The sequence below is a fragment of the Klebsiella ornithinolytica NBRC 105727 = ATCC 31898 genome (assembly GCF_001598295.1).
GTDB classification, from domain to species: Bacteria; Pseudomonadota; Gammaproteobacteria; order Enterobacterales; family Enterobacteriaceae; genus Klebsiella; species Klebsiella ornithinolytica.
In genome coordinates this window covers 21,992-41,833 of sequence record NZ_BCYR01000009.1, presented here as the reverse complement: position 1 = coordinate 41,833, position 19,842 = coordinate 21,992, and the positions used below count along the sequence as shown (strand labels likewise).

Sequence of the window (19,842 nt, the reverse complement as noted above, 5' to 3'; positions counted from 1 at the left end):
CTCGGCAAGATAAAACGCCACCCGCCATATAATATGCTGGATATATAGCAATTAACCCCTCACACTTCCCGGCCCGACAGGTTATTTACCAGATTTCACATCAGCTAAACCATAATAATTAAGCAGCAACGATTATTTGCACTGAAAATAACGCACCAGCTTTAATATCCACAATATAAAAGAGGGTTAAATTATCCATCATGAAATATTTTCAGCTTGCCGATGATAAAATTAAGTTTTCCTCGGCTAATCCTGCGATATAACATTACTGGAATAACTTAGACGTATTTCGTATTTGAGGTTGCGTGCTCGTTATTGTCATGCTACGAGTCCGCAGCTACCTTCATCACAGGATCATAATAAGAATGTCGCAGAGAAAAAAATTATTACCCGCCGCGCTGGGTCTGCTCTCGCTCGTCTCCGTTAGCGCGTCAGCCGCAGAAGCCCTTTCGCTCCAGGGGAAGACCATTGGCGTCGCCGTGGTTGGCACCCAGCACTTCTGGGATCGTGAAGCCTATAAAGGCGCCACCGAACAGGTAGAGAAACTGGGTGGTAAAGTGATCGGCGTCGATGGCGGCCGCGATAATCAGGTCCATGCCAACAACCATGATATTTTACTGTCACGTAAAGTCGATGCGGTAATTAGTATTCTCGGCGACAGCGCTGTCGAACCTAAATTCAAAGCGCTGCGCGACGCTGGCATTCCGGTATTTACCGTCGATCATGTGTCAAAATACTCGGTCAATAACACGACTTCCGACAACTACACCCTCGGCTCAACCATTGGCCGCTATATGGCGGACGAATTAGGCGGTAAAGGCAACGTTGCCGTATTCAATGCGTTCTCCAGCTCCCTGCGTATTTGCGGGATTCGTTACGATCAGTGGAAATATGTCCTTAAGGATTATCCGGACATTCATATTATCCAGCCGGAGCTGGCCGAACAGTTTGCCAATTCCCCGGAAGACGCGCGGAAGAAAACCCTCGAATTACTCAGCCAGTATCCTAAAGGCAAACTCGATGCCATTCATGTCGCCTGCTGGGATCAGCCGGCCATCGGTATCGTTCAGGCGCTGGAAGAGACCGGCCGCGATAAAGATGTGAAGGTTACCGCTATCGATGCCGGTCCGGAAACGCTGGAGATCATGGCCGAGCCAAATAGCCCGTTCGTCGCCAACGTGGCTCAGCAGCCGCATCTGATTGGCCAGACCTCCGCCGATAACGTCGCGCGCTACTTCGCCAAAGAGAAACTGCCGCTGCAGACCTTTATTCCGGTGGTCCCGGTCAAAGGGCCGCAGGAGGCGAAAGCAGTCTATAAACAGCTGGGATATGGCGAACTGCAGTGATCACTCAATCCTCCGGCGGGACCCACCCCGCCGCTGGTCTGGCGATGAACCAGATCAGCAAAAGCTTTGCCAACGTGACTGCATTAAATGCGGTCACGCTGCTTCTGAATCCCGGCGAAATTCACGGTCTGATCGGCGAGAACGGCGCCGGAAAATCGACGCTGATCAAAATCCTCGCGGGCGTTTACCAGGCCGATAGCGGCAACGCCACCCTCGACGGCGCGCCGCTGCCGCTGGGTAATCCGGCGGCGATTGAAGCGCTGGGCATCCGCGTCATTCACCAGGAGCTCAATCTGATCCCCCACTTTACGGTGGCGGAATCGGTATTCCTCGGCCAGGAGTACCGTACCCGCTGGGGGCGCTGGACCGGCGGCGAATGAATGCCGCCACCGCGGCGTTTTTCCGCGACAGCTGGCAGCTGGAAATCAATCCTCGTCGCCTGATCCGCGACCTCAGCCTCGCTGAACGCAAGCTGGTGCAGATAGCCCGCGCGCTGATCGACGGCGCGGCAAAGCTGGTGGTATTCGATGAGCCTACCGCACCGCTGGAAGCGCAGGAAGCCAGCCTGGTCTCCTCGGCGATTCTGCGCCTGCGGCAGCAGGGGATCGCGATTCTCTATATTTCTCACTATCTCAATGAAATCGCCGCCCTGTGCGATCGCGGCACGGTACTGCGTAACGGCGAGGTCGTCGGCTACCCCGATCGGGCGCTCCTGCAGAACACCGACGCGCTGATTAAAATGATGGTCGGGCGCGATATCGAACAGCTCTATACCCCGCGTCAGAGCAGCGCTCATCAGGTCGATACCGCCGTGCCGGTCCTGTCGGTACGCCAGCTCAGCGACGGCGCGCAATTAAACGCGATTACCTTTGATATTCAGCCGGGAGAGATCGTCGGCGTCGCCGGTCTGCTGGGCGCCGGCCGCGACGTGCTGGTCGATCTGCTTTACGGGCTGCGCCGCGCCCGCAGCGGCACGATTAGCATCGACGGCCAGCCGAAGCGGCTGCGTACGCCGTATCAGGCCACCCGCGCCGGCATGGCGCTGGTGCCGCGCGACCGTCGCCATCAGGGGCTGATTCTTCCCTTCTCCACCGCCGACAATATTAATCTCGCCTCCCTGCCGCAGACCGCCACCTTCGGCTGGGAGCATCGCGGCCGGGCGCTGGAAAAAGCGCGCAGCTGGATCGACCGGCTCTCGATCCGCCCCGGTCGTCCGGAACTGCCGGTGCGTTTTATGAGCGGCGGCAACCAGCAAAAAGCCATTCTGGCCCGCTGGCTGGGTACCGACGCACGGCTCTTTATTCTCGATGAACCCACTCTTGGGGTCGATATCGGCGCCCGCAGCGATATTTATCAGCGCACCCGCGAGCTGGCGGATCGCGGACGCGCGGTACTGGTCTCCTCCAGCGATGCGCCGGAGCTGCTGGGCCTTTGCGACCGCATCCTGGTGATGTGGCGCGGCGAGCTGGTGGCTAATCTTCCGACCCGGGGGCTGACGCTCGACGCGCTGCTGACGACGATTAACGGTGGACAGGAACAACAGGTATGAGTGCAGGTATCCAGCGCCGCCCGCTTCCGGGCATAACGACGCTTATCGAAAAATTCCCGCTGATTCTCTTTTTTGCACTGCTGGTCTGGCTCAGCCTCCAGTCGCCTTTCTTTTTAAGCTGGCAGAATATCAGCATGATGCTGGTGCAGAGCGTGCCGCTGGCGATCCTCTGCTTCGGCCTGGTGTGCGTGATTGCCGTCGGCGGCGATGACGTGGTCTCCGGCGGTATCGACCTCTCGCTTCCCGCTATCGCCGTGCTCGGCGTCGCCCTGCTGAGCCTCGGGATGGTCGAATGGAACACTCCGTATCTGCTGCTGTTACTGCTGCTGATCGCGGTCTCCCTCGCCTGCGGAGCGGTGAACGCGATACTGGTGCTCGCCGCCGGCCTGCCGCCGCTGCTGGCGACGCTGTCGACTTCCGTCGCCTTTACCGGCCTGACGGATCTGCTGACCGGTCAGCGGCGCATCGCGGTCAACGACCCGCTCATGGTCGCTTTTCGCGACAACGCGGTGCTCGGGGTTCCCTGGCCGCTGATCTACCTGCTGGCGGTATTCGTGCTGTTTCAGTTTTTGCTCCATCACTCTCGTTTCGGCCAGCACTTACAGGCGGTAGGCGGCAACCGCGATATGGCGCAGATGAGCGGCCTCAACGTCCGTCGTCTGACGATTATGGTCTGGCTACTGGCCGGGATCGCCGCCGGGCTGGCGATTTTGCCGCTGCTCAGCCAGGGCTCCGGTAGCTCCAGCGGCACGGCAACGCCGTTACTGCTGGAAACTGTCCTCGCCACCTTTATCGGCGCGGCGTTCTCGCGGCGTCGCGTGGTCACCATCTGGGGGGCGCTGCTCGGGGCGGTACTGGTCAACGCGCTCTCCAACGGCCTTGGCCTGCTGGGGGTGAATATCTTCTGGATGGGCGCCATCAAGGGTGGCCTGATCCTCATCGTCCTGGCGGCCTCGGCGGTCAGGCATCAAGGAGGCCGCTGATGAGTCAGCTGACGCTCAAATCCTCAGCCAACCGGTCGGGCAGCAGCCCGCTGGCGTGGCTGTCGCGGGCCGGGTTCGGCATTATTACCCTGCTGGCGGTCGCCCTGTTTGGCTGGGCCAACCCGGTCTTTCTGACCCTCGATAACTGGGCGAATTTACTCCAGGGAAGCGCCATTCTGCTGATTGTGGCGATGGCGATGACCTTAATCGTCAGCGCCGGCGCCATCGACCTGTCGGTAGGCGTGGCGCTCGATTTCGGTGCCGCCTTTGCGCTGGTCGCCTTAAAAACCTGGCACCTGCCGTGGCAGGCGGCGGTGGGCTGCGCCCTGCTTGGCGGGGTGATGATTGGCCTGCTGAATGCCTTCCTGATCCTTATCTGCCAGATTCGTCCCTTCCTCGCCACCCTCGGCACCTGGTTTATCGCCAGCAGCGCCGAACGCATCTATACCGACGGCGGCGGCTCTATCTCCTACCGCAGAATGGCTCCTGAGTATCATGACCTGGCGGTCGGCAATATCGCCGGCATTCCGACGCCGGTGGTGATTGTCCTCGCGCTGGGGCTGGCGGCCTGGCTGATAACCGAACGCACGCTGTTTGGCAAATATGTCCGCGCCATCGGCCAGAACGGCGAAGCGGCGCGCATCGCCGGGATCCGCGATCGCCTGACTCTGCTGTGGGTACTGGTGGCGGCCTCGGCGCTGTGCGCCGTCGGCGGCGTTATTCTTTCCGCCAACCTACGCCAGTTTACGCCGCTGGCCGGTCAGGCCTATTTGATGGACGCTATCGCCGCGGTATTTATCGGCACCGCCTTTAACCGACTGGGTCGGGTCAGCATCGCCGGTACCCTCGGCGGCGTGCTGTTCCTCGCCATTATTGATAACGGCCTGAACCTGATGGGGCTCAACTACCTGGTGAAAGATGCGCTGGTTGGCGTGATTCTGGTGGTGGCGCTGGCCCTCTCCTTCTGGCAGGCGCGTCTGCGCCAAACCCATCGTTAAGTGGAGCATTTATGGCAGCCTTTGACGCCGTCTTTGTCGGCCTGACTATTCTTGATATCGCCGGTCGCCCGGTGATGGACATCCCGCCGCGCGGCGGGGTGGCCTTTATCGAACAAATTCGCCTTAACCCTGCCGGTACCGCCGCCGGAGCCAATATTAACGCCGCAAAGCTGGGCATTCGTACCGCAGCGGTCGCCTGCCTTGGCGAAGATGAAAAAGCCGATTTTATCCTTGCCAGCTATGCGCGGCTGGGGATCGACTGCTCGCTGATCCAGCGCACGGCGCAGCAGGAAACGTCGGCGACGATCCTGCCGATCCGTCCCAACGGCGAGCGCCCGGCGCTGCACTGCCGGGGCGCTTCCGATGCCCTTTTCGTCGGCGAAGAACAATTTGACGCGATTCTCAACTGCCGCTTCCTGCACCACGGCGGCAGCGGCCTGCTGGCGGCGATGGATCGCGGGCAAAGCGCCCTGCTGCTGCAAGAGGCAAAGGCCCGCGGCGTCACCACCAGCTTTGATTTGATCGCCCCCAACGAGCAGACTCTGGATCTGTTGCGCCCGCTGCTGCCGTCGGTGGACTATTTTATGCCTTCGCTGGAAGAGGCAAGCGACCTCAGCGGGCGCACCGACCCCGCCCACATCGCCCGTTTCTTCTTCGATCTGGGCGTCGGGACCTGCATTCTGAAGGATGGCGAAAACGGCTCGTGGCTGCTGAGCGGCGACGGTGGCGTCGAACATATCGCACCGTACCGGGTCGATGCCGTTGATACTACCGGCTGCGGCGACAGCTACTGCGGCGGCTTTATTGCCGCGCTGGCCCGCGGGATGAGCGTGAAAGAGGCCTGTGAAGTCGCCTCCGCGGTCGCCGCGCTGGTGGCGACCGGGTTAGGCTCAGACGCCGGAGTGGTCGACTGGGATCATACCCTGGCGTTTATGGCGGCCAACCGGGCCGGATAATCTCCGGCCCGCGGCTTAGCGCCACTGATAGAGCAGCGGCTCGCCAGCGACATAGCGCTGGAGGTCGGCGGCAATCATCGCCGTATGCTTAGCGATGCTCTCCCGCGTCGCCCCGGCAATATGCGGCGTGATGATCACGTTAGCAAACTCAGTGATAAACGGATGGTCGCGCCACAGCGGTTCACGGTGATAGACATCCAGCGCCGCGCCGCCGAGCGGGCCATGACGCAGCGCGTGAATCAACGCCTCTTCATCCACCACCGCCGCCCGCGAGGTGTTAATCAACAACGCGCCGGGCTTCATGCTATTCAACAACGCCGCGTTCACCAGACCATCGCTGTGCGGGCCGCTGCTCAGATGTAAGCTCACGATATCCGCCGCGCGGAACAGTCCCTCAAGCGTTGTTTTCTGTAGACCCGGCTCGTTGATCTCTTCGGCGGCGACAAACGGATCCACTACCAGCACCGCCATGCCAAACGCCCGCGCAATACGCGCCACCCGGCGACCGATATTGCCATAGCCAATCAACCCCAGGGTTTTGTTGCGCAGCTCGCTGCCTTTAAATACTTCATAGGGACTCTCCGGGCTCACGTCCCACACTACATCGCGGCGCAGTCCGCTCTGCGTGGCCTGCGTGGCGTTCTCGGCGCGGGTAAACTCACCGCGTTTCAGCGCCGCATGGGACTGCGGAATATGCCGCGCCAGGCTCAACATCAGCCCAATGGTCAGCTCCGCCGCGGCGTCCGCATTGCGCCCCGGCGTATAGAGCACGCGGATACCACGGGCCTGAGCGGCTTTGATATCAATGTTCACCGGATTGGCGCGGGTGCAGGCGATGACCTGCAGTCGCGGGCAGGCGGCAATCACCTTTTCCGTCACATCGTCATAGCTGGTGATCAGAACCTCGGCATCATGGGCCAGCTCAATCAGCTGGCCCGCGCTCAGTTTCGGTTTGCCCAACGCCCAGCCTTCCACCAGCAGCTCGCCGAGTTGCTGAAAGGCTGCGAGATCGCCGGAATGTTCGGCGGTAAAAACGATTTTCATGAATGTTGTTCCTGAGAAAGACGGTGAAGAGCATCCTGTCGGGCCTGCCAGACCGGCAGCATCTGCTCGCGCAGCAGCCGGTAAACCGGGTACAGGGCAGCGTAGCGGGCGTAGGCCTGCGGATCGGGCTGATAGCGGGTCTGCTCCAGCCGGGGATAGTGCGCCAGCGCGCCGACGCTGCGGGCGGCCAGAATCGCCGCCCCGCGCGCGCTGAGTTCATTAAAGGTACTGGAGACCACCGTGCGCCCGGTACAGTCGGCAATGATTTGCAGCCAGGTTGCCGAGGCCGCGCCGCCGCCGGTCAGGTACAGTTCGCCCCCCTGCGGATAGCCCTGCAGCGAGTCGACGATGGCGTAAGCCAGGCCTTCAAACACCGCCCGCTGCAGTTCCGCGCGGGTGGTATGCTGGCTGATGCCAAAATAGCCGGCCCGCGCATCGGGGCTGAAAAACGGCGCGCGTTCGCCGTTGAGGTAGGGCTGCCAGAAGACGCCGCCGCTGCCCGGTTCGACATCGGCGATAGACTGCTCCAGCAGCTGGAGGTCCGCCGTCAGGGAAATATGCTGTTGCAGCCAGTCAATATTCGGCGTACCGGCCTGCATCGGGAAGAGATTGATAAAGCTCCCCGACTCGGTGTGGGTGACATAGCGAGTCCCCTCATTCACCGCCTGACGACCGTGGCAGACAATCCCGGTACAGCAGGTGGTGCCGAGAATGGTGTAGATATCGCCATCGTTGACCGCTCCGCAGCCCAGCGCGGCGCTGCAAACGTCGAGCGCGCCGGCGGCCACCGGCGTGGCGGCGGGGAGTCCGGTGAGGGCGGCGACCTCATCGCGCAGCGTGCCGGCCGGCGCATCGGGGGCCAGCCGCGGCGGGAACAGATGCTGCAGATCGGCCAGCCCCATTTCATTAAGCACAACCGCCGACAGTTCGCCGCTGTGCTGATTGAGCAGCGAAGTGCTGGCGTCGGTAACATCCAGCGCCGCCACCCCGGTTAAGCGAAAACGCACCCAGTCTTTGGCGAAAAACAGATAGTGCGCCTGCGCCAGCCGCTCCGGTTGATAATGCCGGAGCCAGCTCAACTGCATGCTGGTATTGCACGGCTGCAGGTGAGTGCCGGTGTCAGAGAAAAAGCGCCGGTCGAAACCCGGACGGCGTAACAGCTCGCTCATCAGCTCGCGGCTGCGGGTGTCGCTCCACAGGATCCCCGGGCCCACCGGTTCGCCCTCGGCATCGCTCAGCCAGACGCCTTCGCCCTGCCCGGCAAGGCCGATCGCCCGCAGACGTCCGGCCTTCAGTTCCGGCTGTCGGGCAATCTGTTGCAAAATGGTCAACACCGACTGCCACAGCTGCGCCATATCCTGCTCGGCATGACCGTTCGCCGACAGGCGCGGGCCGGTATTCTCCGCCGCGCTGGCCCGTGCCTGAAAATGCTCATCAAACAGCACCGCTTTAACGCGCGAGGTGCCGATGTCGATTCCGAGATAAAAATCCATGCCTGACCCGTTAGTGGAGTGAAATTTAGTCGCGCTCGTAGCGGCGACGCATCAGCTCGCACTCGAACAGAAACTCCAGTCCTTCCAGCTGACGGCGGGCCTCATTAATATCTTTGCCCCAGCAGGTCAGGCCGTGGCCGCGCAGCAGGAAGCCATAGCGCAGCGGATTGGTCTGCGCATAATCTTCAATGCGCGCCGCCAGGGCGTCGATATCCTGGTCGTTATCGAAAATCGCCACCGGGACGGTATCGAGATGACTGTGCTGACCGGTCAGGGTTTTCTGCATTTCATAGCCCTGCAGCGCCAGCGTCCCGCTCTTCTCGATGCGCGACAGCACCGTCGCGTTGACGGTATGGACGTGCAGCACGACGTTAGCCTCAGGGAACAGGCGATACACCAGGGTATGCAGACCGGTTTCAGCAGAAGGTTTACGCCCGGAAGGCGCTTTATTGCTGGCGATCTCGACCTGGAGGAAATCCTCCGTCGTCAGGCTGCCTTTATCGCGTCCCGACTCGCTAAGCCAGCACCAGGTCTCATCCTGACGCACCGACATATTGCCGCCGGTCGCCGGCGCCCAGCCTTTCGCGCCGATCCAATGACAGGTGGTGACCAGTTGCGCGAGTCTTTCTTGCCACATAGCAGTTCCTTAGTTTAGCGATGTTAATTTGAGAACCTTTACGGCAGGTGTTGCAGGCAGTCTCGACACCGACAGCGCGGCACACCCGGAACGTACACCGGGTACGTGAGAGGGTGAGCCTGCCCAGGTCCAAAATGGCCAATAAAATAGCCTGGAGAAAGGTTCTTTAGCCGTCTAAATGGCTATTTACCCGATACTAACACCGCCAGCTTAAGTGAACAATATTTCAGGAAAGGCTTACATTGATAATGGTTATATCAGAAATGCATATGAAATTACTGCTTTTAACAATGATATAACCGAACGTTTTCATGAAGCCCCTATTACCAACTACCGGTGGTCAAAAAGACGGGGGATCGTTCTGCAGGAAAGAAGTGCGATGGGTCCGCAAAAATCGGGCGCAAAATGTGTAGAGACGGTGATGCCCGACAAGATCGTCAGGTGCGGGATTGCCGGCATAACAACCCAGCGCCGCCGCTCCCTGTCCGATCGTTGATCGCGTCCGCGTCGCGGAAACTGCCCGGTAACGCCAGCCCCCAGCCAACAGAAATGCGAGCACAATCGCTAAATCTCAGCGCCAGCCTGGGTAATCCGCCGGCCGCTGCCCCATCGCGGGGCAAAACTTTGCACCGTGCACACTATTCTGGCAAACATCGGCTGATAAACGACTTTTTATGTGCACACTGCCCATCGCATTGTGTCACCCATGCCTTGATTTTGTTGGCATATCTCTTGCTACCTCTCTGCCATCGCCATTCGGATAGCCACTCAGAGGTTCCACAATGTCAAACAGCAATGATTTTCCGCTCGTCGAAGCGCCCGCCTCCGGGCGTAAGGGCCTGTTTTCGATCTCCATGGTTCTGTTCAGCTTTACCTTTTTTACCGGCACGATGTTCGCCGGCGGCAAACTTGGCGTCTCTTTTTCGATCGTCAATCTCCTGTGGATTGCGGCGATCGGTAACTTTCTGCTGGCTCTGTATGCCGCTTCCCTCGGCTGGATTGCCGCACGCAGCGGGCTGAATACCGTACTGATGGGCCGTTTTTGTTTCGGGGAAATCGGCAGCAAGCTCGCCGATTTTATTCTCGGCTTCGCCGAACTGGGCTGGTACGCCTGGGGTACCGCGACGGTCGCCATCTCGCTGGTCAAAATCCTCGCCCTGCCCGCCGCCATGACCATCCCGCTGATGATCCTGTTCGGTATCCTGTTCTGCGTCACCGCGCTGGTGGGCTACAAAGGGCTGGATGCGCTGTCGCGCGTGTCGGTGCCGCTGATGTTCATTCTGCTGGTGGTCTCGATGTACCTGGCCGCCCACCACGCTGGCGGCTGGCAGGCAATGACCAAAATCGCCCCGGGCGAGACCATGACCTGGTCGGCGGCGATCACCATGGTCTTCGGCACCTTCGCCAGCGGCGCCACCCAGGCGACCAACTGGACGCGGCTGGCCAACTCCAGCCGCACCGCTATCCTCGCCAGTATGAGCAGTTTCCTGATCGGTAACGGGCTGATGATTGTGGCCGGCGCCTGGTGCGCCATCGTCTACCAGCAGGCCGATATTGTGGAAGTGCTGATTTTGCAGGGGCTGTCGGTCGCCGCGGTGGTGATGCTGTGCCTCAACCTACTGACCATTCAGGGGCCGACGATTTATAACGTCTCGGCGGCCGCCTGCCACCTGCTGCGCAGCGAGCGCCGCCGCACCCTGACCGTGGTCGCCGCCGGCGTTGGCATTCTGCTGGCCATTGGCGGGATGTATGAAATGCTGATTCCTTTCCTGGTGCTGCTGGGCAGCATCATTCCGCCCATCGGTGGCGTTATCCTCGCCGACTACTGGTTTTATCGCGGCGGCCGCTATCCGCGGCTGCACACCGCCCGCTTACCGCGTTTTAACTGGCTGGGGCTGAGCGCCTACGCCGTGGGCGCGGTGGTGGCTTACCTGTCGCCGTGGATCGCCCCGCTGGTTGGCATTACCGTTTCCGCGCTGGTCTATATCGCGCTGACTCGTCTGAGCAAACGTCAGCCCGCCGCTGATTCGGTCGCGGAGCAGGAGTCATGAGCCTGACGGTCAGCGAAATCCTCGCTCTCGAGGGACTCTCGGCGATGCGGCTGCGCGCGGGGCAGCAGGGGCTCCAGCTGGCGGTGCGCTGGTACTACGTCGCGGAAAATGAAAATATCGCCGAATGGATCATGGGCGGGGAGCTGGTGTTTATCACCGGGATCAACCATCCCCGCGATGAAGACAACCTGATCCATCTGCTGATGGAGGGCAAGCAGCGCGGGATCGCCGGCATGGTGATCCTCACCGGGGACCAATATATTCAGACGATCCCGCCGCGATTGATCGCGCTGGCGGACGAGCTGGGCATTCCGCTGATCGAACAGCCCTATCTGCTCAAAATGGTGATCGTCACCGAACGCATCGGTACCGCGCTGGTGCGCAGCGAAAACGCGCTGCAGTCGCAGCGCGATATTCTGCTGCAGCTGTTAACCGGCGACTATCCCGATCTGCAAATCCTGCATCAACGCGCGCTCCACCAGCAGCTGGATTTTACCCGCCCGCTGCGAGTGGCGGCCCTGCGCCTGGAAGGGATCCCGCGCCTGTTTCGCCAGCTTCCGCCGGAGCAGGCCGAAGCCTGGCTCCAGCAGGCCCGCCGCACCGTGCGCCAGCGCCTGCAGCAACAGCTCAATCAGCAGGGCAACCCCTTTCCCCTGGTCGAACGCAGCAATATGTTTCTTTTCCTGCTCCCGGATGAAGAAGGCGAGTTTTATCAGCACAAAAAGTGGCTCCAGGCGTGGCTGCATGCGCTGGCGGAAGGCGACGACGGGCTGTCGCTGCTGTGCGGTCTTTCGGCGCCGGTGCAGCAGCTGCAGGGCTATCAGCGCGCGCTGTCGCAGGCGCGTCAGGCGCTGGACCTCAGCGATAGCCTGCGTCCGGCCCAGCGTATCAGCGATTACCAGCAGCTGGGCTTTATCAAGCTGCTCTCCGCCGTCAGCGACCCCACCCTGCTGAGCGATTTTATGCACGACACCCTCGGCTGCCTGATCGAGCCCGATCGCAAAAGTCCGTGGCTGCTGATGGAGACGCTGGAAACGCTGCTTCAGGAGAGCGGTAACGTGGTCAGGGCCGCCGAACGACTGGGCATTCACCGCAACACGCTGCATCAGCGTATTCAACGTATTGAAAAGCTGACCCGCAATCCGGTCAGCCATCCGCAATTTCATCTCAACGCTTCGGTCGCCCTGGCGATCTGGCGTATGTCGCAAAACCATTTACGGGAACAACCATGAAAATCATCAACGCGCGTCTGCGCCATCAAGAAGCGCTCTATACCCTTGAATTACAGGACGGTCTGATTAACAGCATCACTCCGCAGGCCGCCGCGCAGGCGGCTGAAACCAGCGATATCGACGCGCAGCAAAAGCTGGTTATCCCGCCGTTCGTCGAGCCGCATATCCACCTGGATGCTACCCTGACGGCGGGCGAGCCGGAGTGGAATATGAGCGGTACGCTGTTCGAGGGTATCGCCCGCTGGAGCCAGCGTAAAGAGAGCGTCACGGTAGAAGATACGCGCCAGCGGGCGCTGAAAACGATCGGTATGCTGCGCGATAACGGCGTACAGCACGTGCGCACCCACATCGATGTCACCGACCCCTCCCTGACCGCGCTTGAAGCGATGCTGGAGGTGAAAAAAGAGGCCGCCCATCTTATCGACCTGCAGATCGTCGCCTTTCCGCAGGAGGGCATTGAGTCCTTCCCCGGCGGGCGCGAGCTGATGACCCGCGCCATCGAAATGGGCGCCGACGTAGTGGGCGGCATTCCGCACTACGAAAACACCCGCGATAAGGGCGTCAGCTCCCTGAGCTTTTTAATGGACCTGGCCCAGCGCCACGGCTGCCTGGTGGACGTACACTGCGATGAAACCGACGACCCGCAGTCGCGTTTCCTCGAAGTGCTGGCGGAAGAGGCCCGGGTGCGCGGCATGGGCGCGCAGGTCACCGCCAGCCATACCTGCGCGATGGGTTCCTACGATAACGCCTACTGTTCGAAACTGTTCCGTCTGCTCAAGGCCTCGGGCATCAACTTTATCTCCTGCCCGACCGAAAGCATTCACCTGCAGGGGCGCTTCGACAGCTGGCCGAAACGCCGCGGCGTGACGCGGGTGGCGGAGCTGGACCGCGCCGGGATTAACGTCTGCTTTGCTCAGGACTCCATTCAGGATCCGTGGTACCCGCTGGGCAATGGCAACATCATGCGCATTCTCGACGCCGGGCTGCATATCTGCCATATGCTGGGCTATGAAGATTTGCAGCGCTGTCTCGATCTCATTACCGACAACAGCGCCCGTACGCTGTGCCTCGGCGACAACTACGGTATCGCCGAAGGCCGCCCGGCAAACCTGCTGATCCTTGATGCGCATAACGACTATGACGCGGTGCGCCGTCAGGCCAAAGTGCTGACCTCCATTCGTCACGGCAAGATCATTATGCAGCGCCAGGCGGAACAGATTCACTACTCGGCCTAAGCGCAACGTTGACGCGGTACGCATCCCGCGTCAACCCGCTGCTCGCGCAGGGATTTATGTGATACCTTCTTACTACTTTTTTGTGCCGACCATGGGCTCCCGCGTCGGCATGGGCTTACTAAGAACAACCCGTACCCTGACACTATGAGCGAAAAAAAATGGATTAAGGCTGAGGATGTTGCCCGGCTCGCCGGGGTCTCCCGTTCCGCGGTATCCCGCACCTTTACGCCCGGCGCATCGGTGGCGGAAAAAACCCGGCAGAAGGTCCTCGCCGCGGCGGAAACGCTGGGCTATCAGGTCAATATCATCGCCCGCGCGATGAATACCGGCAGCAGCAACTTTATCGGCATCGTCACCGCCGGGTTTGATAACCCGTTCCGCAGCAAGCTGCTGTCGCCGCTGGTCCACCAGCTGGCGCTCAACGGGTTTATGCCGCTGCTGATGAACGCCGACGATCCGCAGCAGCTCGCCCCGTCGCTCAAGCAGCTGCTGAGCTATCACGTCGCGGGCGTCATTATCACCTCCGGAGCGCCGCCGCTGTCGCTGGCGGAGGAGTATCTGGAGCGAAAAATCCCGGTGACGCTGATCAACCGCCACGCCGATCTGGCCGGCTGCGATCGCGTATGCAGCGACAACGCGCAGGGGGCGAAGCTGGTGGCCGACCTGTTTGTTCAGCGCCAGTGGCGACAGGCCGGGTTTATCGGTGAAAGTCTGGATAACTTCAGCACCCGGCAGCGCTACGACGCGTTCATTGCCCATGCGCAAGGCATCGACGTTGCCGCGCACTTCTGCGAAAGAAGCGGCTATCAGGCGGGCTTTAGCGCCGCCAGGCAGCTGCTCGCCGCGCATCCGCAGCTGCAGGCGCTGTTCTGCGCCACCGATATGCTGGCGCTCGGCGCGCTGGACGGTCTGCGGGCGGACAATCCTGCCGCCTCGCTACCTGCCATTATCGGATTCGATGATATCCCGCAGGCGGACTGGCAGCCCTACCAGCTGACCACCGTGCAGCAGAATACCGCTCTGCTCGCCCACCATGCGGTGGATCTCCTGGTCACGAGGATCGCTAAATTCAACCTGCCGTCACGTCATCGCGAAGTGCCAGTGAAACTAATTGTTCGTCAGAGCGCGAAATGAAAAATTCATTTTATGCCAGCACGATCACAGAATATTATTTTTAATCCATCCACACTCACTTCGCCCTTCGGGGCTGTTTTTTTCACACACAATGCACACGTGTGCAAAATGGAGAATAAGCATGAAATCCCTGGAATCAGATGCGCTGCAGGCCCGCTATCGCCTGGCCTGCGAGCTGGCGCAAGCCGGTGCTGAACTGGCATTCGAATACTATCAGCAGCGCGACCGGCTGGCGGTGGATCATAAAGGCGACGACCTGCAGGACGTGGTCAGCGTCGCCGATAAGCGGGTCGAGGCGTTTGTTAAGCAGCGCATTATCAGCGCCTTTCCGCAGGATGGTTTTCTCGGCGAGGAGAGCGGAACGCAGATGCCTGACGCCCGCGTGCTGTGGGTTGTCGACCCTATCGACGGCACCAGCTGTTTTCTTAACGGCCTGCACACCTGGTGCCTGTCGATGGCCATCGTCGCCGATGGCGAACCGGTTATCGGCGTGGTGTACGACCCCAACCATCGCGAGCTGTTCCACGCCCTGAAAGGCCAGGGCGCATGGCTCAACGATGCGCCCATCGCTCCGCATCCGGCGACGACGGTCAAAGAGGGGGTGATGGGCGTCGGGACTTCGCACCGCGTGACGCCAGCGGTTTTTCTGCCCTTTCTCAATGCGCTGCTTAGCGACGGCGGCATGTTTATCCGCAACGGCTCCGGAGCGCTGATGAGTGCCTGGGCGGCGGCTGGCCGGCTCATCGGTTACTACGAACCGCACATGAACCCGTGGGACGGGCTGCCGGGGCTGGTGCTGATGCGCGAAGCCGGCGGCCTGAGCAATGACTATCTGGCGGAGGATGGGATTCGTCATGGCAACCCGCTGCTGCTGGCCAGCAAGACGCTCTATCCACAATTAAAAAACATGCTTTATCACCCATTACCTTAACCCGTATCGGGTCAGGCTTTATCTGATTATGTACTCTACACAAAGACAATATGCCCTCAATAATTCGAGTTGCAGGACAAGGCACTTTTGCCGTGAACAGCGCTTGCGCTGGCCCCGAAGGGGCGAGGCCGGGTAACGCGGCAAGTGAGCGGGGTGAACGACAAATCTGTCTGGAACAGATTTGAACGCCGTGTAGCGGCTGCCCGTAAGGGCGAGGCCCATGAATGGGTCGAGTAGACCGCAGCCAACGCACATGCAACTTGAAGTATGACGGGGATAAACCTCACGGACGAACCACGCTAATCAGTCAGGCCTCCGACCTTCGGAGATACCATTATGTCTGGAAGAATTATCGCATTTTTTCGCGCTTCACCGCCCAAAGCAGGCGCGCAGTTCGATGAACAACGCTTTCGCCGCGTACGCTGGCAAACATTTTTAGCCATGACCGTCGCCTACGTGACCTTTTACGTCTGCCGGCTGTCATTTACCGTCGCCAAAAGCGCGCTCGTCGAGCTGGGTATTTCTCCTACCGAGCTGGGCATGATCGGCTCGGCGCTGTTTTTCAGCTACGCCATCGGCAAACTGGTTAATGGCTTCGTTGCCGATCATGCCAATGTGGTTCGCTATATGAGTCTCGGCCTGCTGCTGAGCGCCGGGATGAACCTGATGATGGGGATGACCAGCAATGCCCTGCTGCTGGCGGTTTTCTGGGGGATCAACGGCTGGGCGCAATCGATGGGGGTCGGTCCCTGTGCGGTATCGCTGGCCCGCTGGTACGGTTATAAAGAGCGCGGCACCTTTTATGGTATCTGGTCAACCGCCCACAACATCGGCGAAGCGCTGACCTACATGGTGATCGCCGCCGTCATTGCGGGTTTTGGCTGGCAAATGGGCTATTTGTCCACGGCAGCGCTCGGCGCCGTCGGGGTGGCGCTGTTGCTGCTGTTTATGCGCGACTCACCGCAAAGCTGCGGCTTCCCGTCAATCAACGTGATTCGCGACGAACCGCAGGAAGAGGCGGAAGTCCGCGGCTCGGTGTTTAAAAACCAGCTGCTGGCGCTGCGCAATCCGGCCCTGTGGACGCTGGCAATGGCCTCGGCGTTTATGTATATCGATCGCTACGCGGTGAACTCGTGGGGGATCTTCTTTCTCGAGCAGGATAAAGCCTACTCTACCCTTGAAGCCTCCGGAATTATCGGGGTTAACGCCATCGCGGGTATTGCCGGCACCATTATCGCCGGCGTGCTCTCCGACCGCCTCTTCCCGCGTAACCGCAGCGTGATGGCCGGGTTTATCAGCCTGCTCAACACCGGAGGCTTTGCGCTGATGCTCTGGTCGCCGCACGGCTACTACACCGACATTCTGGCGATGATTATCTTCGGCGCCACCATTGGCGCATTGACCTGCTTCCTTGGCGGACTGATTGCGGTCGATATTTCGTCGCGCAAAGCCGCGGGGGCAGCGCTCGGCACCATCGGTATCGCCAGCTACGCGGGTGCGGGACTCGGCGAGTTTCTCACCGGCATCATCATCGATAAAACATCGATTATCGAAAATGGCAAAACGCTGTACGACTTCAGTACGCTGTCGCTGTTTTGGGTAGGCGCCGGCCTGATGTCCGCGCTATTCTGTTTTACCACCGCGGCGATTGTCGCCAGACGACACGCGATAGAACGCCAGACCTCATTCTCGTCGTAACCATTTAATCTATAAGGAATATTTTATGATGCCTGTACGACATCAGGTTTTACTACGCTTGTTGTTTGCCTGCGCCCTGCCGCTGCTGATCGCACCGGGGCATGCCGCCGCGCAGTTTGAGCTGGAAAAAGTGGTTGAACTCAGCCGCCACGGCATTCGCCCGCCGACGCCGGGCAACCGGGAAGCCATCGATGCCGCGACCCAGCGTTCGTGGCCCCAGTGGACCACCCACGACGGCGAGCTGACCGGCCATGGCTATGCCGCGGTGGTCAATAAAGGGCGCGAAGAGGGCGTGCGCTTTCGCCAGCTGGGCCTGCTGACGGCGGGCTGCCCGGCGAACGGCGAAATTTACGTTCGCGCCAGCCCCCTGCAGCGCACGCGGGCCACCGCCCAGGCGCTGGTGGACGGCGCCTTTCCCGGCTGCGGCGTAGCCATTCATTACGTCAGCGGCGACGCCGATCCGCTGTTTCAGACCGATAAGTTTGCCGCCACGCAAACCGATCCCGCCCGCCAACTGGCGGCAGTGAAAGAAAAAGCCGGCGATCTGGCACAGCGTCGGCAGGCGCTGGCTCCGGTGATTCAGCTGCTGAAAAATGCGGTCTGCGTGCCGGACAAACCTTGTCCGGCGTTCGACCAGCCGTGGCAGGTCGAGCAGAGCAAAAGCGGCAAAACGTCGATTAGTGGACTGAGCGTGATGGCCAATATGGTTGAGACGCTACGCCTGGGCTGGAGCGAAAATCTGCCTCTCAGCCAGCTGGCGTGGGGTAACATCACCCGCTCCAGCCAGATCACCGCCCTGCTGCCGCTGCTGACGGAGAACTACGATCTGAGCAACGATGTGTTTTATACCGCGCAAAAACGCGGTTCGATTCTGCTCAACGCCATGCTGGAGGGGGTCAAAGAAGGCGCCACGCCGGACGTGCGCTGGCTGCTGCTGGTGGCGCACGACACCAATATCGCCATGGTGCGTACGTTAATGGATTTTAGCTGGCAGTTGCCGGGGTACAGCCGGGGCAATATCCCGCCGGGCAGCAGCCTGGTTCTGGAACGCTGGCGCGATACCCATAGCGGTAAACGCTATCTGCGCGTCTACTTCCAGGCGCAAAGTCTGGACGATTTACGTCGTCTGCAAATCCCGGACAGCCAGCATCCGCTGCTGCGCCAGGAGTGGCGTCAAGCGGGCTGCCAGACGACCGAAGTCGGAACCCTGTGCCCTTACCAGGCGGCGCTGACAACGCTCGGCCGGCATATCGATCCGCACGCGGCTCCGGCGGTCGATATGGTTCAGCCGTGATTGGGCGATCGTGCCCGCACGCTTGTCAGGCGGCGGCTGACGCCTTTCCTGACCGACAAAAGCCGATCTGATCCCGCCCCGTAAGCCCGGTAAGGCGTCAGCCGCCGCCGGGCATTTTAAAGAGGCGCGTTACCCATATAGCCTGACAGGAAGCGATGGGAATCACTGCGCTTTAACTCAGGCTTTTTCCGCTGCAAACGCCCCGGCCGCCACCTGTTCCGGGGTGACCACGCCGCTATCCAGCACCCAGCCGCTAATTAATGCCGCGGGGGTGACGTCAAATGCCGGATTGTAAACGGCGGCATCTTTCGGCGCCCACTGCACCGCGCCAAAGCTGCCGGCGACGCCGGTCACTTCCGCTGGCGCCCGCTGCTCAATCGGAATCGCCTCGCCGTTCGGACAGTGGCGATCGAGGGTGGTTTGCGGTGCCGCCACGTAGAACGGGATACCGTGATACTTCGCCAGTACCGCCAGGGAATAGGTGCCGATCTTATTCGCCACATCGCCGTTAGCGGCGATCCGGTCAGCCCCGACCCATACGGCGTCAACCTCTCCTTTGGCCATCAGGCTGGCGGCCATCGAATCGGTAATCAGCCGGTAAGGCACCCCCAGTTCACCCAGCTCCCAGGCGGTCAGCCGACCGCCCTGCAGCAGCGGTCGCGTCTCGTCGACCCAGACATTTTCCACCAGCCCGCGCTGATGGGCCAGCGCAATCACCCCCAGCGCCGTCCCTACGCCCGCCGTTGCCAGACCGCCGGTATTACAATGCGTCAGCAGGCGGCTGCCCGGCGTCACCAGTGCGCTGCCCGCCTCGGCGATGCTGGCGCATAGCTGTTTATCTTCTGCGATCAGATGCAGCGCTTCCTCTTCCAGTGCCTGGGCATGATTCTCTTCCGCCAGCGCCAGCTTCATGCGATCGAGATTATTCATCAGGTTTACCGCCGTCGGGCGCGCGGCCCGCAGCGTTTCCAGTGCCTGGGCCAGTTCATCCCGGCTGAGGCCGCGCCGGGCCAGAAGCGCCAGCAGCAGGCTGGCCGACAGGCCGATTAGCGGCGCCCCGCGTACCCGCAGGGCGTGAATATGGTCCACCAGCAACGAAACGTTATCCGCCGCCAGCCAGCGTTTTTCCTGCGGCAATGCCTGCTGATCAAGAATAAAAAGCTGATTTTCGCTTACCCGCAGGCTGGTGGTCTGTAGTGTCTGCATATCGTTAAATCCCTGTTGCGTTGTTGTATCACATTGTGTCAGGATGAAATCCAGA

16 protein-coding genes and 1 pseudogene are annotated in these 19,842 nt (G+C 60.6%); 13 read left to right on the top strand and 4 right to left on the bottom strand.

The features are described from left to right. The first annotated feature begins 365 nt into the window (after positions 1-365). The 5 genes and pseudogenes from ROR01S_RS17450 (at position 366) to ROR01S_RS17430 (ending at position 5,832) form a co-directional block, all read left to right on the top strand. Positions 366-1,346, top strand: a complete 981-nt coding sequence (locus ROR01S_RS17450; protein WP_004859454.1) for a sugar ABC transporter substrate-binding protein — start codon at positions 366-368, stop codon at positions 1,344-1,346. Between the two features lie 44 nt (positions 1,347-1,390). Continuing rightward, a pseudogene (locus tag ROR01S_RS17445) lies at positions 1,391-2,895 on the top strand (sugar ABC transporter ATP-binding protein). Next, complete coding sequence (locus ROR01S_RS17440) at positions 2,892-3,878, top strand: ABC transporter permease (protein ID WP_004859449.1); 987 nt, start codon at positions 2,892-2,894, stop codon at positions 3,876-3,878. The pseudogene ROR01S_RS17445 and the gene ROR01S_RS17440 overlap by 4 nt, the downstream one beginning before the upstream one ends. Next, positions 3,878-4,876, top strand: a complete 999-nt coding sequence (locus ROR01S_RS17435) for an ABC transporter permease (RefSeq protein ID WP_004859447.1) — start codon at positions 3,878-3,880, stop codon at positions 4,874-4,876. The genes ROR01S_RS17440 and ROR01S_RS17435 overlap by 1 nt, the downstream gene beginning before the upstream one ends. Positions 4,877-4,887: 11 nt before the next feature. Beyond that, a complete protein-coding gene (locus ROR01S_RS17430; RefSeq protein ID WP_064359729.1) occupies positions 4,888-5,832 on the top strand; it encodes a carbohydrate kinase family protein in 945 nt (314 codons plus the stop codon). Positions 5,833-5,847: 15 nt separating this feature from the next. On the opposite strand, the gene ROR01S_RS17425 is transcribed toward ROR01S_RS17430, so the two are convergent. The 3 genes from ROR01S_RS17425 to ROR01S_RS17415 are packed head-to-tail and all read right to left on the bottom strand — an operon-like array spanning position 5,848 to position 9,006. Continuing rightward, positions 5,848-6,876: a 2-hydroxyacid dehydrogenase gene (locus ROR01S_RS17425; protein ID WP_064359728.1), complete on the bottom strand. Its 1,029-nt coding sequence runs from the start codon at positions 6,874-6,876 to the stop codon at positions 5,848-5,850. Further along, positions 6,873-8,369: an FGGY-family carbohydrate kinase gene (locus tag ROR01S_RS17420; RefSeq protein ID WP_064357268.1), complete on the bottom strand. Its 1,497-nt coding sequence runs from the start codon at positions 8,367-8,369 to the stop codon at positions 6,873-6,875. The genes ROR01S_RS17425 and ROR01S_RS17420 overlap by 4 nt, the downstream gene beginning before the upstream one ends. Before the next feature lie 25 nt (positions 8,370-8,394). Then, positions 8,395-9,006, bottom strand: coding sequence for a methylthioribulose 1-phosphate dehydratase (locus ROR01S_RS17415; protein WP_004859435.1), 612 nt, complete (start codon positions 9,004-9,006; stop codon positions 8,395-8,397). A 214-nt stretch (positions 9,007-9,220) separates the two neighbouring features. Between ROR01S_RS17415 and ROR01S_RS27110 the strand changes: the two genes are divergently transcribed. The 8 genes from ROR01S_RS27110 (at position 9,221) to ROR01S_RS17380 (ending at position 18,581) form a co-directional block, all read left to right on the top strand. After that, positions 9,221-9,502, top strand: coding sequence for a hypothetical protein (locus ROR01S_RS27110; RefSeq protein WP_123629085.1), 282 nt, complete (start codon positions 9,221-9,223; stop codon positions 9,500-9,502). 286 nt (positions 9,503-9,788) lie between these two features. Continuing rightward, the gene (gene codB, locus ROR01S_RS17410) at positions 9,789-11,057 is read left to right on the top strand and encodes a cytosine permease (protein ID WP_004859431.1); all 1,269 of its coding nucleotides are present in this window, start codon (positions 9,789-9,791) and stop codon (positions 11,055-11,057) included. After that, entirely contained in the window at positions 11,054-12,289 is a 1,236-nt protein-coding gene (locus ROR01S_RS17405; protein ID WP_015584912.1) for a PucR family transcriptional regulator, read from the top strand. The genes codB and ROR01S_RS17405 overlap by 4 nt, the downstream gene beginning before the upstream one ends. Next, complete coding sequence (codA, locus tag ROR01S_RS17400; RefSeq protein WP_064359727.1) at positions 12,286-13,524, top strand: cytosine deaminase; 1,239 nt, start codon at positions 12,286-12,288, stop codon at positions 13,522-13,524. The genes ROR01S_RS17405 and codA overlap by 4 nt, the downstream gene beginning before the upstream one ends. A 144-nt stretch (positions 13,525-13,668) precedes the next feature. Then, positions 13,669-14,658, top strand: coding sequence for a LacI family DNA-binding transcriptional regulator (locus ROR01S_RS17395; protein ID WP_064359726.1), 990 nt, complete (start codon positions 13,669-13,671; stop codon positions 14,656-14,658). A gap of 121 nt (positions 14,659-14,779) precedes the next feature. Beyond that, positions 14,780-15,589 carry an inositol monophosphatase family protein gene (locus ROR01S_RS17390; protein ID WP_004859418.1) on the top strand — a complete coding sequence of 270 codons (810 nt, stop codon included), beginning with the start codon at positions 14,780-14,782 and terminating at the stop codon, positions 15,587-15,589. 336 nt (positions 15,590-15,925) lie between these two features. Further along, positions 15,926-17,287, top strand: coding sequence for an MFS transporter (locus tag ROR01S_RS17385; protein WP_015584915.1), 1,362 nt, complete (start codon positions 15,926-15,928; stop codon positions 17,285-17,287). Positions 17,288-17,312: 25 nt separating this feature from the next. Beyond that, positions 17,313-18,581, top strand: coding sequence for a histidine-type phosphatase (locus tag ROR01S_RS17380; RefSeq protein WP_015584916.1), 1,269 nt, complete (start codon positions 17,313-17,315; stop codon positions 18,579-18,581). A 177-nt stretch (positions 18,582-18,758) separates the two neighbouring features. On the opposite strand, the gene mtnA is transcribed toward ROR01S_RS17380, so the two are convergent. Next, the gene (gene mtnA / locus ROR01S_RS17375) at positions 18,759-19,787 is read right to left on the bottom strand and encodes an S-methyl-5-thioribose-1-phosphate isomerase (protein ID WP_015584917.1); all 1,029 of its coding nucleotides are present in this window, start codon (positions 19,785-19,787) and stop codon (positions 18,759-18,761) included. Between the last annotated feature and the right edge of the window lie 55 nt (positions 19,788-19,842).